Annotated in this window: 14 protein-coding genes; 7 read left to right on the forward strand and 7 right to left on the reverse strand. The window is 72.8% G+C overall.

Annotation, left to right across the window (positions count from 1 at the left end; translation table 11 throughout):
- The first annotated feature begins 8 nt into the window (after window positions 1-8).
- The 4 genes from AB0C19_RS22985 to AB0C19_RS23000 all read left to right on the forward strand — a co-directional run bounded on the left by AB0C19_RS22985 (window position 9) and on the right by AB0C19_RS23000 (window position 5,205).
- On the forward strand, window positions 9-1,016 hold the full coding sequence (locus AB0C19_RS22985) for a cytochrome d ubiquinol oxidase subunit II (RefSeq protein ID WP_357188452.1): 1,008 nt from the start codon (window positions 9-11) through the stop codon (window positions 1,014-1,016).
- Window positions 1,013-2,689: a thiol reductant ABC exporter subunit CydD gene (gene cydD, locus AB0C19_RS22990; RefSeq protein WP_357188454.1), complete on the forward strand. Its 1,677-nt coding sequence runs from the start codon at window positions 1,013-1,015 to the stop codon at window positions 2,687-2,689. Before AB0C19_RS22985 ends, cydD begins: the two co-directional genes overlap by 4 nt.
- A complete protein-coding gene (cydC, locus tag AB0C19_RS22995) occupies window positions 2,686-4,461 on the forward strand; it encodes a thiol reductant ABC exporter subunit CydC (protein ID WP_357188456.1) in 1,776 nt (591 codons plus the stop codon). Before cydD ends, cydC begins: the two co-directional genes overlap by 4 nt.
- A gap of 69 nt (window positions 4,462-4,530) precedes the next feature.
- The gene (locus AB0C19_RS23000) at window positions 4,531-5,205 is read left to right on the forward strand and encodes a permease prefix domain 1-containing protein (protein ID WP_357188458.1); all 675 of its coding nucleotides are present in this window, start codon (window positions 4,531-4,533) and stop codon (window positions 5,203-5,205) included.
- A 21-nt stretch (window positions 5,206-5,226) separates the two neighbouring features.
- On the opposite strand, the gene AB0C19_RS23005 is transcribed toward AB0C19_RS23000, so the two are convergent.
- Window positions 5,227-5,565, reverse strand: coding sequence for a helix-turn-helix transcriptional regulator (locus AB0C19_RS23005; protein WP_238684472.1), 339 nt, complete (start codon window positions 5,563-5,565; stop codon window positions 5,227-5,229).
- Between the two features lie 160 nt (window positions 5,566-5,725).
- On the opposite strand from AB0C19_RS23005, the gene AB0C19_RS23010 reads away from it, so the two are divergent.
- The gene (locus AB0C19_RS23010; RefSeq protein WP_357188460.1) at window positions 5,726-6,673 is read left to right on the forward strand and encodes a DNA primase; all 948 of its coding nucleotides are present in this window, start codon (window positions 5,726-5,728) and stop codon (window positions 6,671-6,673) included.
- 38 nt (window positions 6,674-6,711) lie between these two features.
- Window positions 6,712-9,177, forward strand: a complete 2,466-nt coding sequence (locus tag AB0C19_RS23015; RefSeq protein ID WP_357188515.1) for a transposase — start codon at window positions 6,712-6,714, stop codon at window positions 9,175-9,177.
- 271 nt (window positions 9,178-9,448) lie between these two features.
- Here the strand turns inward: AB0C19_RS23015 and AB0C19_RS23020 are convergent, their stop codons facing one another.
- The 4 genes from AB0C19_RS23020 to AB0C19_RS23035 form a co-directional block, all read right to left on the reverse strand.
- Window positions 9,449-10,042 (reverse strand): ATP/GTP-binding protein, encoded by a 594-nt coding sequence (locus AB0C19_RS23020; protein WP_007455465.1) that lies wholly within the window; start codon window positions 10,040-10,042, stop codon window positions 9,449-9,451.
- Between the two features lies 1 nt (window position 10,043).
- Window positions 10,044-10,418 (reverse strand): DUF742 domain-containing protein, encoded by a 375-nt coding sequence (locus AB0C19_RS23025; RefSeq protein WP_124820399.1) that lies wholly within the window; start codon window positions 10,416-10,418, stop codon window positions 10,044-10,046.
- Between the two features lie 98 nt (window positions 10,419-10,516).
- Window positions 10,517-10,921, reverse strand: a complete 405-nt coding sequence (locus AB0C19_RS23030) for a roadblock/LC7 domain-containing protein (RefSeq protein ID WP_030329023.1) — start codon at window positions 10,919-10,921, stop codon at window positions 10,517-10,519.
- A complete protein-coding gene (locus tag AB0C19_RS23035) occupies window positions 10,918-14,577 on the reverse strand; it encodes a nitrate- and nitrite sensing domain-containing protein (RefSeq protein WP_357188463.1) in 3,660 nt (1,219 codons plus the stop codon). The genes AB0C19_RS23030 and AB0C19_RS23035 overlap by 4 nt, the downstream gene beginning before the upstream one ends.
- 502 nt (window positions 14,578-15,079) lie before the next feature.
- On the opposite strand from AB0C19_RS23035, the gene AB0C19_RS23040 reads away from it, so the two are divergent.
- Complete coding sequence (locus AB0C19_RS23040; RefSeq protein ID WP_357188465.1) at window positions 15,080-15,373, forward strand: hypothetical protein; 294 nt, start codon at window positions 15,080-15,082, stop codon at window positions 15,371-15,373.
- Window positions 15,374-15,375: 2 nt separating this feature from the next.
- Here AB0C19_RS23040 and AB0C19_RS23045 read toward each other — a convergent pair whose 3' ends face one another.
- Both AB0C19_RS23045 and AB0C19_RS23050 read right to left on the reverse strand, forming a co-directional pair.
- Window positions 15,376-16,449, reverse strand: a complete 1,074-nt coding sequence (locus AB0C19_RS23045; RefSeq protein ID WP_357188467.1) for an adenosine deaminase — start codon at window positions 16,447-16,449, stop codon at window positions 15,376-15,378.
- A gap of 52 nt (window positions 16,450-16,501) precedes the next feature.
- Entirely contained in the window at window positions 16,502-16,924 is a 423-nt protein-coding gene (locus tag AB0C19_RS23050; protein WP_357188469.1) for a PPOX class F420-dependent oxidoreductase, read from the reverse strand.
- Between the last annotated feature and the right edge of the window lies 1 nt (window position 16,925).

Below are 16,925 nucleotides of genomic sequence, written 5' to 3' on the forward strand. Positions count from 1 at the left end.
AGTAGACAGTGGACCTCGCCTGGTACGCCCTGCTCGGCCTCTTCTTCGCCAGCTACCTGGTGCTCGCCGGCTACGACTACGGCGTCGGGCTGCTGCTCGCCCGCGGCGTCGGTCCGGCCGGGCGGCGGGAGGCGCTCACCGCGCTCGGCCCGTTCTTCCTCGGCAACGAGGTCTGGCTGGTGGCGGCCGTGGGCATTCTCTTCGGCGCGTTCCCCCTCCTGGAGGGCGAGTTGCTCGCCGGCTGCTATCCGGCCGTCGCCGGTGCCCTGGTCGGCGTCATCCTGGTCACCGCCGGGGTGCAACTGCGCAGCCGGCCCAGTGACGAGCGGATCCGCGCCCGCTGGGACCGCGTCGTGGTGATCGGCAGCGCCCTCGCCGCGCTGGGCTGGGGTGTGCTGCTCGCCGCGCTGTTGCAGGGCGTACCCCTCCAGGCCGACGGGCACGTCGCCGGGGTGACGCACCTGGCCACCCCGTTCGCGGCCGCCGCCGGGCTGGCCATGGTCACAGTGGTCGCGGTGCACGGGGCGACATTCCTCACCCTACGACTGCCGGCCGAGGCCGCCGCCGTGGTCGGTCGCACGGCCCGCCGGCTGGTGCCGGTGGCGCTCACCGCTGTCGCAGTGGCCACCGTCGTGGGCCTGCTCTCCGCCCGGGTACGCGACGCAGTGCAGCGGCCGGCGGTGGCCGTACTCCTGCCGGTGCTGCTCGTCGCGGTGCTGCTGGCTGCCCGCGCGGCGCTGGCTCGGCGGCGGCCAGGGTGGGCTCTGGTCGCCACCGGCGCGGCCCTGGCGCTGCCGGTGCTGCTGGTCGGAGCCGCTCTCTGGCCCTACGTGTTGGTGTCCACGACCGATCCGGACGCCTCGCTGCGGGTGGCCGACGCAGCCGCCAGCGCACCGACACTGCGGCTGCTGGGCTGGGTGGCGCTGCCGCTACTTCCGGCCCTACTAGGCTTCCAGGCGATGTGCTGGTGGGTTTTCCGAGGACGGACCGACGGTAGGGCACCGGTGTACTGGTGAGCCGCCGTCCGTTCGACCCGCGTCTGCTGCGCCGGGTCCCTGCGGCCCGGGGCGATCTTGCCGTGCTCGGGCTCCTGGGGGTGCTGGCCGCCGGGTTGATCGTGGCGCAGGCCACAGCGCTCGCGTCGCTGCTGGCCACCGCGATCGACGGTCGGCTGGATCGACCGGCGCTGGCCGGCTTCGTGATCGCTGTCGCCGCCCGCTCGGCACTGGTCTGGGCGCAGGGCACGGTCTCGGCGCGCGTCGCCGCCACGGTCAAGGCCACGCTGCGGGCCGACCTGCTCGGCGCCGTGGGCCGGCACGGGCCTGGCTGGGTGGCCGGGCAGCGGGCCGGTGAGATCGCCACCCTGGCTGGGCGTGGGCTGGACGCGCTGGACGCGTACTTCACCGGGTACCTGCCGCAACTGGTGCTCAGCGTGACGGTGCCCCTCGCGGTGCTGGCGCGGGTCGTCTTCGCCGACTGGAGCTCGGCGGTGATCATCGCGCTGACCCTGCCGCTGATCCCGGTCTTCGGAGCGCTGCTCGGCTGGCAGGCGCAGGCCGCGACCGAGCGGCAGTGGCGGCGGCTCGCGTTGCTCGGCGGGCATTTCCTGGACATGGTCGCCGGGCTGCCCACGCTGCGCGCGTTCGGGCGGGCCCGGGCACAGACCGACGTGGTACGCCGGATGGCCGACGGTCACCGCGTCGCCACAATGAAGACGTTGCGGATCGCGTTCCTCTCCGCGCTGGTCCTCGAACTGGTCGCCACCCTCTCGGTGGCGCTGGTAGCGGTGCCGGTCGGCATCCGCCTGCTCGGCGGCGGGCTGGCCCTGCAGACCGCGCTGCTGGTGCTGCTGCTGACCCCGGAGGCGTACCTGCCGTTGCGGGCCGCCGGTAGCCGCTTCCACGCCAGCATGGAGGGGCTGGCCGCGCTGGACGAGGCGTTGACAGTCTCCGCCGCACCCACCGCGCCACGGGCCACCGAGGGCGCCTCCGTCCCCAACGCTCGGGCCGAGATCCGGTTCGAGGGGGTGACAGTGGCGTACGAGCGGACCACAGCGCTGCGCGACGTCACGCTGACCATCCGGCCCGGCGAACGGATCGCCATCATCGGTCCCAGTGGCGCCGGCAAGAGCACGCTGCTCGGCCTGCTGCTGGGTTTCGTGGTGCCGACCAGCGGCCGGATCACGGTGGACGGGGTCGACCTCGCCACCGCCGACCCGGACGCCTGGCGTCGGCAGCTCGCCTGGGTGCCGCAGCGGGCCCACCTCTTCGCCGCCTCGCTGGCCGACAACATCCGCCTCGGCGCGCCGGACACCCCGGCCGACGTCCTCACCGCCGCTGTGCACGATGCCGCCCTGGACGACGTGGTGGCCGGCCTGCCCGACGGCCTGGACACCGTGCTCGGTGAGCGCGGTCACGGGCTGTCCAGTGGGCAGCGGCAGCGGGTGGCGCTGGCCCGGGCGTTCCTGCGCGCCGCCCCGGTGGTGCTGCTCGACGAACCCACAGCCCGACTCGACACGGCGGCCGAGGCGGTGGTGCTCGACGCCACCCGTCGCCTGGTCGCCGGCCGGACGGCGCTGCTGGTCGCGCACCGACCGGCGTTGCTGGCCGACGCCGACCGGATCCTGCGCATCGAGGACGGCCGGGTCACCGAGTTGACGCCCGAACCGACCGGGAAGGCCGCGCGATGACCGCCGAACACGGGCCAGCGGCACCGGCCGGGCGGGCCGCCGCCGAGCGGGCAGTGCTGCGACTGGCCCGGCCGTACCTGGGCCGCCTGGTCGGAGCCGGGCTGCTGGCGGCCGCCACCGAGTTCGCCGGCCTGGCCCTGATGGCCACCGCCACCTGGCTGCTGATGAGCGCCGCCGGTCAGCCTCCGCTGGACCGCCTCACAGTGGCGATCGTCGCGGTCCGGGCGCTGGCGATCAGCCGGGGCGTGTTCCGCTACACCGAACGGCTCGCCGGGCACGACGCGGTCCTCCGCATGATCACCGACGTCCGAGCCCGGGTCTTCGCCACCCTGGCGGCCCGCCGTGGCACGGCGCACCGCTCGGGTGACGTGCTGAGCCGACTGGTCTCCGACGTGGAGGCCGTCCAGGACCTGTTGCTGCGGGTGCTGGTGCCCGCCGCGGCGGCGGCAGTGGTCGGCGTGTCGGCGGTCGCCGTGGCGGCGCTGATCTCACCACCGGCCGCCGGCGCGCTCGCCGTCGGGCTGCTGGTCGCCGGGGTGGCGCTGCCCGCGTTGGCCACCGCTGTCACCCGCCGCAGCGCGGCCGAGGTGGCCCCCCTGCGGGGTGCGCTGGCCACCGACGCGATCGACCTCACGCACGGCGCGGCCGACCTGGCCGCGTTCGGGGCGACCGACGTCACGCTGCGCGCCGCCGAGCAGCGCGCCCACCGGCTGGCCCGGCTGGAACGTCGGCTGGCCGCCACCGGGTTCGCTGTGGACGCGGCCGGCGTGCTGGCCGCCGGCGCGACCGCGGCAGCGGTGGTACTGGTGGCGCTCGCCGCCGACGTGTCGGGCGTGCTGGTGGGCGTCCTCGCCGTCGGCACACTGGCCGCCGTCGAGGTGACGCTGGCGTTGGTCGCCGCGGCCCGGCAGTGGACGCAGCTCCGGCCCGGCCTGACCCGGGTGGCCGACCTGCTCGACACCGACCCGCCGACCGCGCCGCCGACGACCGGTCCAACGGACCTGACCGGCCCGCACAAGCTGCGCTTCGACGACGTGACAGTGCGGTACCGGGCCGGTGCGGCACCCGCCCTGGACGGGGTCAGCCTGGACCTGCCGGCGGGACGCCGGATCGCTGTCGTCGGCCCGAGCGGCGCCGGCAAGAGCACACTGGCCGCCGTGCTGACCGGCACCGTCCGGCCCGCCTCCGGCCGGGTCACCCTCGACGGTCACGACCTCTCGGCGTACGCCGAGGAGGCGCTGCCGCGCGCGGTCGGCGGGCTGCTGGCCGAGGCGTACGTCTTCCATGCCACGGTGCGGGAGAACCTGCTGCTCGGGCGGGCCGGAGCGGGCGAGGACGAGCTGACCGCGGCCACCGCCGCCGCCGGCCTGCTGGACTGGGTCCACGCGCAGCCGGCGGGCTGGGACACGCTTGTCGGCGAGGAGGGCGGGCAGCTCTCCGGCGGGCAGCGGCAGCGACTGGCGCTCGCCCGGGCCCTGCTCGCGGCGCCGCCGGTCCTGGTGCTCGACGAGCCCACCGAAGGTCTGGACCCGACCGCCGCGGACGCGGTGCTCGCGTCCGCCCTCGCCGCCACCCCCGTCGGGCACTCGGTGCTGCTGATCAGCCACCGGCTCAGCGGGCTGGCCGACCTGGACGAGATAGTGGTCCTCGACGGCGGTCGGGTGATCCAGCGCGGGCGGCACGCCGAGTTGGTGGCGGCCGCGGGCTGGTACCGGGACCAGTGGCTGCTCCAGGCCGCTGCCGAACGGGGTTACCTGGCGCTCGCCCCCTGACCCGACTCCGGGGGCGGACCAGGGTTCTCCCGGACGTCGACCGGCGGGAGTCCGTGGCAGTGTGGTGCCATGGGGCGCGGTGAGGACGTGATGGTCGACGAGCACCTGCGGGAGCTGGCCGCTCGGTTGCAGGGGCCGGCGCGGCTCAAGACCGACCTACTGACCGAGGCCCGGCACGGGTTGCTGGACGCCGTCGAGGCGTACCGCGAGAGCGGGGTGCCACCCACCGAGGCGCAGCGTCGGGCGGTGGTGGAGTTCGGCTCACCGGCGCAGGTGCTCCCGTCCTGGCAGGCCGAGCTGGCGGTGGGCGCCCTGCGTGGGCTCTCCCTGCGGATGCTGGCGATCGCCGGGGTGGGGGTGGTCGCCGGTGATCTGACCTGGCGGGGGTCGAGCTGGAGTGGCGGCCCACGTCCCCCGGCCGGCTATCTGCTGCTCTCCAACTCGGTCGACTGGATCTGGATGAGCGCGCTGGCGCTCTCGGTGGCCGGTCTGCTGGTGGTCTGGGCGACCGCGCGGGCGCCCCGGCCGGGCCTGGCTCTGGCCCAGCGTGCCGTGGGCGCCGGCCTGACCGGCGTCCTGATCCTCGGCATAGTGGCCGGCAGCGCCCTCTTCACCTGGTCGCTCAACCTCTGGGACGCGGCGGCGCACTGGCCACCGATGATCATCGGCGCGGTGTTGGTGGGCGGCGCCTACTTCTCGCTCACCCGCGCGGCTCGCGGCTGGCTGCTGGCCGCCACCCGCTGATCGGCGGCGGAGCCGAGAGGGTCAGGCCGGGGTGGGCGGGCTGCCGGGATCGAGGAACCGGCCGACTGTCAGTTGGAACTCGCGCCAGCCGGCCCGCTCCCCGGCCAACGCCCGCCGGCCGGAGTCGGTGAGCTGGTACGTCCGCCGTTCCCGGCCGCTGACAGTGCTCCAGGTGCTCGCCACGTGGCCGGCGCGTTCCAGGCGACGGAGCGCCGGATAGATGGTGCCGGTGGGCAGATCCAGACTGCCGTCACTGCGGGCGCGCAACGCCTCGATGATCGCGTAGCCGTGCAGCGCGCCCTGTTCGAGCACGGCGAGCAGCAGAGCGTCGAGATGGCCGTGCAGTTCCTGGGCCTTCATGCGTAGCTACGCTACTTGTCGAACCGCCGCTTCGCCAGCGGTGACGACCAGCAGGTCGGACCCGTGCGCCAACCGGCCACCGGGGTGCGGGCATCGGTCACCCAGGGCTGCCGACTAGGGTATGTGCCCAGAGTCACTCGCCGGTCAGAGACCCCGGTGGGTGGGCAACCCGAAGCACACGGAGGTCAGCGTGGCCCGCCAGTCGCCCCAACGGCCCGACGCCGACGAGCCCGAGCTCGACGACACCACCGGCGCGGCCGAGCCAGACGAGACCGAGCGCCCATCGGTGTCGACCGACCGCTCACTCTGGGACGAGCTGCGCATCGACCCAGTGGAGATCGCCCTGCCCGCCGGCACCGGCTTCACGCTCCGGGCCTACCGACCGGCCAGCTCGCTGACTCCGACCGACGTGACCGAGCGCGACCAGGACGACCCGTTCCTCGCGCGCCGCCAGGCGATCGAGGAGGAAGAGGACGACGAGACCGTCGTCATCCTCGACGAGGAGCTGGCCCAGGAGTTCGCCGACGAGGACGACGAGTCGAAGCACCGCCGGGACGGCGCCGCCACCGACACCGAGACCGACGACGAGTCGGACGAGGCCGTCACGGACGAGGCGGACGACGAGGAGGTGCCGGTCTTCCTCAGCAACCGAGGCAAGCTGCTGCTGTTCAAGACCCCCGAGTCGCTTGTCAGTTTCATCCGATCCGGTGCGCCAAACGATCTGTCCCAACTGGACAGCTGGAATGAATTGTCCGAACGGGTGGAGCCGGCAGATATCGCTCCGCTCGACGAGGACACCTACGAGCTCGACCTGGTCGTGGAGAACCTGCGCGGCGGGCACGACACGTGGGATTCGACCCTGCTGATCGAGGCGGGCGAGGCCGCGCGTGACCTCTCGTACGCATTGCGGCTGCCTGCGGTACTCGACATGCTCTCCGCCGGCTCCAGCCTCGACGACCTGGACGAGGCGCTGCGTGGCACCGCCAACGGTGGAATCGGCGCGTTCATGGCTCGGCGACGGCTGAAGAAGATCGGGGCGCAGACCGCAAGTTTGGGTTGGCGCACCATTGTCGGCAAGATCTCTGCGGTGGTGGACTGGCGCGACTGACCCGTACCGGGGAGCATCAGTTGCTGGCAGAGGAAGACCTGTCCCGGGAGGAGGACGACGCCGTGGCGCTCGTGCGCGTTTACTGCGGTCTGGCCTCGGCGGATCCGGCTGACCGACCGGCCTCCGCCGGTTCGACGCTGACGTCCGCTGTGGTCGACGACGCAGGCCGTCTGCTGCATGTCTGCGAGATCAGCGATGACGCCGCTGGCTACGCCCAGCTCGTCGCGCTGCTCGTGGAGCGGTCGGGCGGGCCGAGCGGTGCGGCCATCGCCGCCGACAGCGACGACCACACGGTCACCTCGCTGCTGAGCGCGGCGGGGCGACCCCTGGCGATCGCCGACGACGACTCGGTGGACGACTTCGCCGAGCGGTTCGCCGACGACGACTCCCTTGAGGAGATGCAGTCGCCTCCGGCCGAACGACAAGCGGTCGGCCTCGCCCGCGCGTTGCAGGCGGGGGCGCTCTCCGCCGTCACCCTGCCGGCACCCCGGGACCTCGCCGGTTACAAGCAGGTGCTCTCCGCGCACGCCGCGCTGGCCAGTGGCCGACACTCCGCCGCCGTGGCGCTGCGCGAAGTTCTGCGTGAGCTCTACCCGGCGGCCCTGCGCGCATACCCGGACCCGGCCGAGCCGGTCTCCCTGGCCGTGCTGGACGCGCTGCCCGAGCCGGGCATGCTCGGCGGCACCGTGGCCCGGGGCCGCGAGGTGTCGGTCGCGGCGGATGCCATCGCCGCACACCTCGCCGCGGACGGGGTCGCCGACGCCGAAGAGATCAACGAGGCGGTCACCGCCCTGCGGGTCGCCATCTCCGAGACACCCCGACGTGCCGCGGTCAACCGGGCGCTCACGTCCGCGGTGGCCGAGACGGTCCGCCAGGCCGTCGCCTCCGTACGGGCCTGCGACGCCGGGTGTGAGGCGCTGGTCAGCGCGCTCAGCTCACGGGTCACCACGCCCGTTCAGGCACCCGGCCGCCGGGCCGCGGCCCGCCGTGGCGAGTCCGTCGGCGAGTTGACCGGCCTGGCCGGCGCCAACGCCGGGATGACCGGCCTCGCCGGCACCAACGCCGGGTTGCGGTCGGTCCGCCCCAACCCGCCAGCCGCCGACCCGGCACCCGCTGTCGGGCGGCGCAGCCGTCCCGAGCCGGTCCCCGGTAACGCGCCGTTGGCGTCGCCCCGCCCGCTCGGGCCACCGCCGGTCGCCCCCGCGCCGGTCACGCCGCCGCCGGTCGCCCCCGCGCCGATGACTCCGGCGGCGATGGCTGGTCCGCCGGCGTCCACGCTGCCCAGTCGTAGCGAGCCGCTTCCGAGCCGGATCGACGGCCCGACCAACCGGCCCGTCTCCTCGCCGCCGCCTCCGCCGCCCGGGATCACCCCGATCGCGCCGACGCAACGCGGCATGGTGCCGCCAGCCGAGGCCGGTGAGCCGTTCCGGCCGACGCTGACCACTGCCGCGATCAACAACGCGCGGGCCGAACGGCAGCGGACTGTCATTCCGCCCCGCCCCAAGACCAACGGCGAGCCCCGGCCGAGCCACCAGCAACGCCCTGTCGACGAGCCGCCCACCGGCGGGTTCAGCGCCACCGACCTCAGCATTCCGGTGCCGACCCCCCGACCGGGGCAGGAGACCGCACCGCCCGGCTCCCGAGCCAACTGGCCGCTGGTCAACAACCCGGAGGACCCCTCCGACAGCTCACCGAACAACCCGGTGGCCTACTCGTACGGCGGCAGCCGCGGTGTCGACGCCCCCACCGACCCGGGTCGGGCCGACGGTCGGGTCACCCCGCCGTGGTTGGCGGACGACCTGCCACCGGAGCCGCCGATGCTGCGGCTGGTGGAGCCACCGCCGCTGGCCGACCGGGCGCTGCGCGAGGGGCTCAACCCTCCCGTGGACCAGCACCTGGAGACGCCGCCGCTGCGCCTGGTCGACCGCGAGCAGGCCGCTCGCAACGGTCGGGCGGCCGCCCGCACCGAACGCGCCGCCGAGCACCGGCCGTCGCCGCCGGTCGAGCACCGGCCACCGCCGATGGAGCACCGGCCGCCGCCCATGGAGCACCGGCCGCCGCCGGTCGCCGACGAGGGCGACGGCGATCTGCTGATCTTCGCGCAGGCCAAGTCGGCCTGGTTCGTGGGGCAGGCCGAGGAGTCCGACCTGGACTGGTCGACCACTGCCGACACCGGCTGGCAGGCCGCAGAGCAGGCCGCCCGCCCGGCGGTGGGCGCCGAGACCAACGCAGGGCTGCCCAAGCGCGTGCCGCAGGCCAACCTGGTGCCGGGTTCGCCGCTGCGCGAGGAGCGCCCATTGCGGATAGTGCGTGATGCGGCAAGCCTCGCGGAGAACACGACAGGCTACTTCCGTGGCTGGCGCCGCGGCCAGGAGATCGGCGGTTTCGCTGTGGGTGGTCGGCCCGGTCGCGAGGCGGCCGGAGGCTGGGACTTCAGCCGCGACCACGGGGACCGCGACGACGACCGGGAGTACGAGTACCGCTCGGCGGGCTACCAGTCCTGATTCCCCTCTCACACGCGGAAGCGCCCCCAGCCAGCTGGCTGGGGGCGCTTCCGTCTCAGCAGGGCGATCCCCCGGGCACGCAGAAGCCGCCTCGCGAGGACCGTGGCTGGCCTGTGCCCCGGGGAGGGGCTGACAGCTTCCAGGTCGTCAGGAGGCGGCTCGGCGGCGCGCCGGGTCGTCTGAGCGACGAGCCAGCGCGGAGGCACTCACCGGGGCGGCTGGCAGCGCCCGGTGGCGGCCGGAGCCACCACCGGGGCGTGCAGCGCCGCGATCAGGCCGGGGCGACGGCGCGCGTACGGCGCATGGTGAGCACGTACTCGACCAGCGAGATCAGCACGTGCTTCGTCGACTCCCGGTTACGGGCGTCGCAGGCCACCACCGGCACGTCGCTCGAGATCGCCAAGGCGTCCCGGACGTCCTGCGGGTCGTGGTACTGCATACCGTCGAAGCAGTTGATCGCCACCAGGTACGGCAGGCGTCGGTGCTCGAAGAAGTCGATCGCCGCGAAGCAGTCGGCCAGCCGGCGGGTGTCCACCAGCACGACCGCACCGATCGCACCCCGCACCAGTTCGTCCCACATGAACCAGAAACGGGTCTGACCCGGCGTACCGAACAGGTACAGAATCAGGTCACGGTCGATCGAGATCCGGCCGAAGTCCATGGCCACCGTGGTCGTCGTCTTGCCCGGCACCTGCCGGGTGTCGTCGACGCCCACGCCAGCGGAGGTCATGATGGCCTCGGTGGTCAGCGGCGTGATCTCCGAGACCGAGCCGACCAGCGTCGTCTTACCGACGCCGAATCCACCGGCGATAACGATCTTCGCCGACGTCACGCGGCCGCTCGGGTTCGGCGGGCGGTGCGACATGTCAGAGCCTGCGAAGTCCACTCAGCACCCTCTCCAGCAGTTCAGTGCCCACCGCGTCGTCGGAGTCGTCCAAAATGGTCGGCTCGTGGACCGCGACCAGGCCGTCCGTCGCCATGTCGGCGATGAGCACCCGGGCCACACCGAGCGGGAGCTGCATCCGCGCCGCGATCTCCGCGAGCGATTGCACGCGACCGTCACACAGCGCGGCGATGTACTGGTGTTCGCGGCCACCACCGTTGCCATTGGCAGCGGTACGGCCGCGCACCGTCGTCTCGACGAGCGCCTCCAGCGCGATGTCGAGCCGGGGACGGGTGCGACCACGGGTCACGGCGTATGGACGGACCAACGCTCCGGTCGGTTCGTCACGATCGGCCATCTCGCCGCTCACCTCCTTCGCACCCGTTACCGGCTCCCACCGGTGAAACCCGTCGTTGTCGTTGTTGCAGTCGTGCCGACCTCACGATCGGCTAGACGTCAGCCCAGCATGCCCGCAGCCGCACGCGGCTGCGGGGTCAGTGCGTCGCCCACCCGGTCGACCAGCAGCGCCATCTCGTAGCCAACCTGGCCCACGTCGGAGCTGCGGGCTGCCAGCACGGCGAAGGACGAGCCGTCCGAGATGGACATCAGGAACAGGAAGCCATTGTCCATCTCCACGACGGTCTGCAACACCGCGCCTCCCTCGAAGCAGCGTGCTGCCCCCTGGGTCAGGCTGACCAGACCCGAAGAGATCGCGGCGAGCTGGTCTGCCCTGTCGCGCGGCAGATCCCGTGACGACGCGAGGAGTAGGCCGTCCGCCGATACGGCGACCGCATGCGCGACGCCGGGCACCCGGTCGGCGAAGTTGGCCAGCAGCCAACCAAGATCCTGCGTAGTTGTCATCCTTCTTGCTCCTTCTGCCCGCTCCCGGCCACCGGGCCTGAGCCAGACTGCGAGGATTGCCCTCCCGGAGTTGCCTCCGGGCTGGTCGGGTTGTCCGAGGTGCTACGCCCTCGCTGCACGCCCCGGTGGTAGGCGGAGAGCAGGCCACGAACCGCCTCCGGGGAGCGCCGCTGGACCGAAGTGGTGGGCTTTTCTACCGCACCGGGTACCAGCTGCGCCATCGGCTTGCGCTTCGGCAGACCGGTAGTGGTGGTCTCGCTCACCGGCGCCGCACCGGCCGCTGCGGAGGCAGCACGCCAGCCGTCGTCGGCGGCGGTCTGCCAGCCGTTGCTCTGCGGTTGGGGCCGGCGGTTCGGCAGGCTCTCGGCGAGGCTCGGGCGAGCGCCCTCGTTCGCTGTGGAGCCGTTGTCCCGCGGCGCTCCTCCGACCGTCGGAGTGTCTGCCATCGGTGTGTTACCTGTCGTCCCGGGTGGTGTCTTGTGGACTGCCCGACCGGTGGCCTCGACCGTGGCGAACTGCTGGGTCGCGGAGTCGCCGTTCGTCGCTGGCTGAGCGCCGGCCGCGGTCTCCTCGGAGCCCGGGCGACGGGTACGGAACCAGGCCGACTCGAGCTCCCGGAAGATCGGCAGCTCCATCGTCTCATCCGCGTACCGCTGACGGTTCTGTGCCTGCGGCTGCTGCGGTGCCGGCCGAGCCTGCGGAGCCGGAGCCGGAGCCGGAGCCGGAGCCGCTGCCGGAGTCGGCGCAGGAGCCGGAGGCTGGGCTGCGGCCGGCTGCTCGCCGGGTCGCGGCACCCGCGGCAGCTCCGTCGTCATGTCCAGCGCGGCGGCGAGCCGCTCGGGCACCGGCGGGGTGGCCGTGTCCCGGTCGCTACCCGGCACTGGCGGCCAGGCCGGCGGCGCCGGGGCGTTGGGTGCCTGCGCGGGCGGGGCGGACCGGGGCGCGAAGCCGCTGAACGACTGGCTGGACGCCGGCGGCGCCGAGTACGGCTGGTTCGAGTACGGCTGACCGGACGCCGGCGAGGCCGAGACCGGCGACGCGGACACCGGCGGACCGGCGTACGGCTGCCCGGAGGCCGGAGCGGCGGACACCGGCGCGCCGCCGTACGGCGCACCCGAGTAGGGCTGCCCGGAGTACGGCTGGCCGGAGGCCGGCGAGGCGGAGACCGGGGCACCGGAGTAGGGCTGCGCGGAGACGGGCGGCGCCGAGTACGGGTGCGTTTCGGGGCTGCTCGGCAGCTGACGCGGGATGGACGGCTGCTGGCCGGTGGTCGGGGTCTCGTCCCCGGCCCGGCGCTGCGGCAGCGGGTCGATGCCCTGGCCGTTGGTCGACCGGGGGGTGAACCCGTCGCCACCGTTGACGCCGTTCGTCCCGGCCGCGCCGGTCAGATCGGACCAGGCCGGCATCGACCGGTACGCACCACCATTGGCCGGGGTGCCGGCACCGTTGCGCGTCGCGGGGTCGAACGGGCGACCGCCCAGGGTGACCTGGTTACCGGACTCGCTCGGGCGGGGGCCGTTGCCCAGCGCGGGCAGCGCGCCGAAGACCGGCGCGGGCCCACCGGACTGGGGACCACCGAACTGGGGAGCACCGGACTGCGGACCACCGAACTGGTGAGTACCGGCCGCCGGCAGCGCCGGAGGCTGCTGCACCCGACCGGACAGCGCCCGGGGCACCAGCACCGAGGTGGGCAGGCTCACTTCGGCGACCGTGCCGCGATCGCTGCCGGGGCGCAGCTCGACCCGGACACCGTGCCGCGACGCCAGCCGGGCGACCACGACCAGGCCCATCATCCGGGAAACTGCCACATCCACCTGGGGCGGCGTCGCGAGCCGCTCGTTGAGGTCGTGCAGCTGGTCGGCGCTGATGCCGATGCCGCGGTCCTCGACGTACAGCGAGGAGCGGTCGCCGACTCGGCGAGCCTCGACCATGACCTGCGAGTCGGGCGGGGAGAACGCTGTGGCGTTGTCGAACAGCTCCGCGACGAGGTGCACCAGGTCGTTGACCGCGTGCGCGGCGACCTCGATGTCGCGGTCGATGACACCGAAATCGATCCGGGTGTAGTGCTCGACCTCGGATTGCGCGGCACGCAGCACGTCGATGAGGGCGGCCGGCTCACGCTGCACACGGGTGGAGTCGGCACCGGCGAGCACCAGCAGGTTCTCGTCGTTACGGCGCATCCGGGTGGCCAGGTGGTCGAGCTGGAACAGCTCGGCCAGCCGGTCCGGGTCCTCCTCGCCGCGCTCCAGCCGGTCGAGGTGCCCGATGAGGCGGTCGACCAGGATCTGGGAACGGCGGGCCAGGTTGACGAACATGGTCGCGACGGAGGCACGCAGTGCCGCCTGCTCGGCGGCCGTGCGGACGGCTTCCAGGTGGACGGCGTTGAACGCCTCGGTCACCTGGCCGAACTCGTCCTTGCTGCGCACCGGCAGCGGTTCGGCGATCTGGTTGGCCAGCTGCACCGGGGAGAGCTGCCCGACGACCTGCGGGTCGCGCAGACGGGCCACCGCCTGTGGCAGGCCGTACTGGGCCACGGAGAGCGCGCCCTGCCGCAGCTCACGGAGTGAGCGGGCCATCGAGCGGGCCACCAGGTAGGCGAAGAGGATGGCCAGCAGCAGCATGCTGAGCAGCAGGCCGGTCTCCAGGAAGACCTGGCGCTGGACGTCCGAGCGGAGCGCGTCGGCCTGGTTGACCACTTCACTGTCGAGCTTCACCTCGACGGTGCGGATCAGCTTGGCGTTGGCCGTCATGGCGGCTTCCCACTGGTCCGGGCCGAACGGCGCACCGCGCATGTCGCCGGTGGTGTTGCCGTCGATCCAGCCGGTGTAGTTCTGTGCCTGCCGGCGGTCGCCGCCCGCGACCGTCTGGTCGTGGAACTTCGCGTCGTCAGGGGTGGCGACGGCCTTGAAGCTCTGCAGAGCCTGCTGCTGGCCGGTGTCACTGGCGACGTAGTCCCTGCGCAGTGCCGGGGTCAGGCGCTGTCGGCCCTGAACGCCCAGCGCGCGGTGCACGACGACCCGGCGTACGGCCAGGAACTCCTTCTCCCGGGCGACCGCCGCGGCGGCGCGCATCCGGTCGCTGAGCTGGTTGTCACCGGCGAGCTGCGTGGACGAGTCGCGGATGGCGAGCAGGTCACTGATCAGACCCTCGTACGCCTGCACGGTCTCGGTGAGCGCGAGCTTTCCGTTGAACACCTGGCTGCGGACGCCCGCCAGGTCCTGAAGGTTCTGGTCGATGCTGTCGAGCAGGCCCTCGAGGCTGCTCGGCAGGTCCTCGACCTCGGCCCGCTGCTGCCGGTACGGGGCCGCGTCCTGATCCACCCGGGAGTTCACCCGGTTGTAGGCCTCCTGGTACTGCGCCGTCGGCTGCGTCCCGTTCGCGCCCAACAACAGCACGGCGGCGGTCCGCTCGTCCTGCAGGCTGTCGACCAGGTCACCTGAATAGCTCGACAGATTCGCCAGGTCGCCAGCTCGGTTGGCATTGTTGAGCGTCTCCACGTGGTCGATAAGACCACTGGTGCCCACCACGACCGTGGCGATGGTCGGCACGATCATGATGAGACCGAGCTTGGACCAGATCGGCATGTCCCGGAGCCGGCTGGCCGGCCGGCGCAGCCGCGACAGGAAGGAGCCCGCCGTCTTTGGCCGTTTGCTCACGTCACCGCCCTCGCGATTACAGCTTGAACGCGTTGCCCCGGGCAACGCCCAGCGTCCGACCCGGCGGGTCGGACCCCCGAGATTCCATCACGACGGTCGACAAGAAGAAAGCCCAGGTTGTCCCAGACCGAAGGTGTGATGAGATGTTGATGCGATTTGATAGCAGTCTGTCTGGCCGGAGTAACTGAAGGTAATGGAACATCCGCACCGAGTTGTCCTACTGGCCGGCCCATCGGGGTCCGGAAAGTCGTACATAGCGCAGCAAACCGGCTTGCCGGTGCTTTGCTTGGACGACTTCTACAAAGACGGCGATGACCCTACGTTGCCGAGACGAAACGGCCAGGTGGATTGGGAATCGCCGCACTCCTGGGACGCCCCCAGTGCGGTGGAAATCATTGCCCAACTTGCCCGTGAGGGCCGAGCCGATGTGCCGGTTTATGCGATCGGCGCCGATCGACGGGTGGCCACCCGGCCATTTGATGTCGCCGGATCGCCACTTTTCGTGGCCGAAGGGATCTTCGCCGCCGAGATCGTCGAGGAGTGCCGTCGCCGCGGCCTGCTCGCCGGGGCGTACGCGCTGCGCCGCCCGCGCGGGGCCACCTTCCTACGCCGGCTCGCCCGCGACCTGTCCGAGCAGCGCAAAGCACCCCGGGTGCTGATTCGGCGCGGGGTGGCGCTGCTACGGGCCGAGCCCGCGGTGCTGCGTCGACAGATGGGCCTCGGCGCGGAGGCGGCCCGGGCCCGGGAGGTGCTGCGCCGGGTGGCCGGGCTGCTCGCCGGCCACCCACATGACTGAGCTCAGGCGAGCAACTTCGCGTACGCCGGCTTGATCACGTCATCGATGATCCGCAGCCGCTCGTCGAACGGGATGAACGCGCTCTTCATCGCGTTGATGGTGAACCACTGCAACTCTTTCCAGCCGTAGCCGAACGTCTCCACCAGCAGCGACATCTCCCGCGACATCGACGTGCCGCTCATCAACCGGTTGTCGGTGTTGACGGTGGCCCGGAAGCGCAGGTCCCGCAGCAGGCCGATCGGGTGGTCCGCGATCGAGGCCACCGCGCCGGTCTGCACGTTCGACGAGGGGCACAGCTCCAGGGGGATCCGCTTGTCCCGGACGTACGCGGCCAGCCGGCCGAGTGAGCCGTCGGGGGCGATGTCGTCGACGATCCGCACCCCGTGGCCGAGCCGGTCCGCCCCGCACCACTGGATCGCCTGCCAGATCGACGGCAGACCGAACGCCTCGCCGGCGTGGATGGTGAAGTGGAAGTTCTCCCGCTGGAGATACTCGAAGGCGTCCAGGTGCCGGGTGGGCGGAAAGCCCGCCTCGGCCCCGGCGATGTCGAAGCCGACCACCCCGGCATCCCGGTGCCGCACGGCCAGCTCGGCGATCTCCTGGGAACGGGCGGCGTGCCGCATCGCGGTGAGCAGGGTGCCCACCCGGATGGTCAGGCCCGCCTCGACCGCCTGGGCGGTGCCCTCGGCGAACCCGGCCAGCACCGCCTCGACCACCTCGTCCAGGCTGAGGTCCCGCTCCAGGTGCTGCTCCGGGGCGAACCGCACCTCGGCGTAGACCACGCCGTCGGCGGCCAGGTCCAGGGCGCACTCGCGGGCCACCCGACGCAGCGCGGGCGCGGTCTGCATGACCGCCACCGTGTGTGCGAACGTCTCGAGGTAGCGCTCCAGGGAGCCGGAGTCCGCCGCGTCCGCGAACCAGCGTCCGAGCGCCTCCGGGTCGGTGGTGGGCAGTTCGTGGTCCACCTCGGCGGCCAGGTCGACGATCGTCGCCGGCCTCAGCCCGCCGTCGAGATGATCGTGCAGCAGCGCCTTCGGGACCTTGACGATGTCCTCGTACCGGATAGTTGCGACCATGCTCAGACCCTAGTCAGCGGCCTGGGCGCACCGGTACGGGACCGGCCGGACGTCACGGCCGCCAGCCGTACACCCGGTGCACGTCGAGGCGGATCACGAGCCGTCCGTCGGCGACCATGGCGGCGCGGTAGTCCGCCCAGTCCGGGTGGTCGCCGCGAATCCTGCGGTAGACCTCGACCAGCTCGTCGACCGTCTCGTCGGTGGTGGCCACTGCCGGCTCGCTGAGCGTCACGGTGCCCTCCGCGACCGCGTACGCGCCGCCGTCCGGAGTGGTCACGTGGAAGCTGGCCCGGGGATCACGGCGCAGGTTGCGCACCTTCGCCCGGCCCCCGGTGGTCGAGCAGCGGATCAGCCCCGGCTCGGCCAGGTAGTCGAGGTTGGACAGCTGGGGCCGCCCGTCCCGGCGCAGCGTGACCAGCACTCCGCGCCCTCGCTGACCGAACAGCTCCCACAGCCTTTCGGAGTTAGTTGACATG

The organism is Micromonospora sp. NPDC048842 (assembly GCF_040649935.1).
GTDB classification, from domain to species: domain Bacteria; phylum Actinomycetota; class Actinomycetes; order Mycobacteriales; family Micromonosporaceae; genus Micromonospora; species Micromonospora hortensis.

Excerpts from the sequence above, each read along its gene's own strand:
- cydC (WP_357188456.1), top strand. The coding sequence starts at position 2,686 with ATGACCGCCGAACACGGGCCAGCGGCACCGGCCGGGCGGGCCGCCGCC.
- AB0C19_RS23000 (WP_357188458.1), top strand. The coding sequence starts at position 4,531 with ATGGGGCGCGGTGAGGACGTGATGGTCGACGAGCACCTGCGGGAGCTG.
- AB0C19_RS23005 (WP_238684472.1), bottom strand. The coding sequence starts at position 5,565 with ATGAAGGCCCAGGAACTGCACGGCCATCTCGACGCTCTGCTGCTCGCC.
- AB0C19_RS23020 (WP_007455465.1), bottom strand. The coding sequence starts at position 10,042 with ATGTCGCACCGCCCGCCGAACCCGAGCGGCCGCGTGACGTCGGCGAAG.
- AB0C19_RS23025 (WP_124820399.1), bottom strand. The coding sequence starts at position 10,418 with ATGGCCGATCGTGACGAACCGACCGGAGCGTTGGTCCGTCCATACGCC.
- AB0C19_RS23030 (WP_030329023.1), bottom strand. The coding sequence starts at position 10,921 with ATGACAACTACGCAGGATCTTGGTTGGCTGCTGGCCAACTTCGCCGAC.
- AB0C19_RS23045 (WP_357188467.1), bottom strand. The coding sequence starts at position 16,449 with ATGGTCGCAACTATCCGGTACGAGGACATCGTCAAGGTCCCGAAGGCG.
- AB0C19_RS23050 (WP_357188469.1), bottom strand. The coding sequence starts at position 16,924 with ATGTCAACTAACTCCGAAAGGCTGTGGGAGCTGTTCGGTCAGCGAGGG.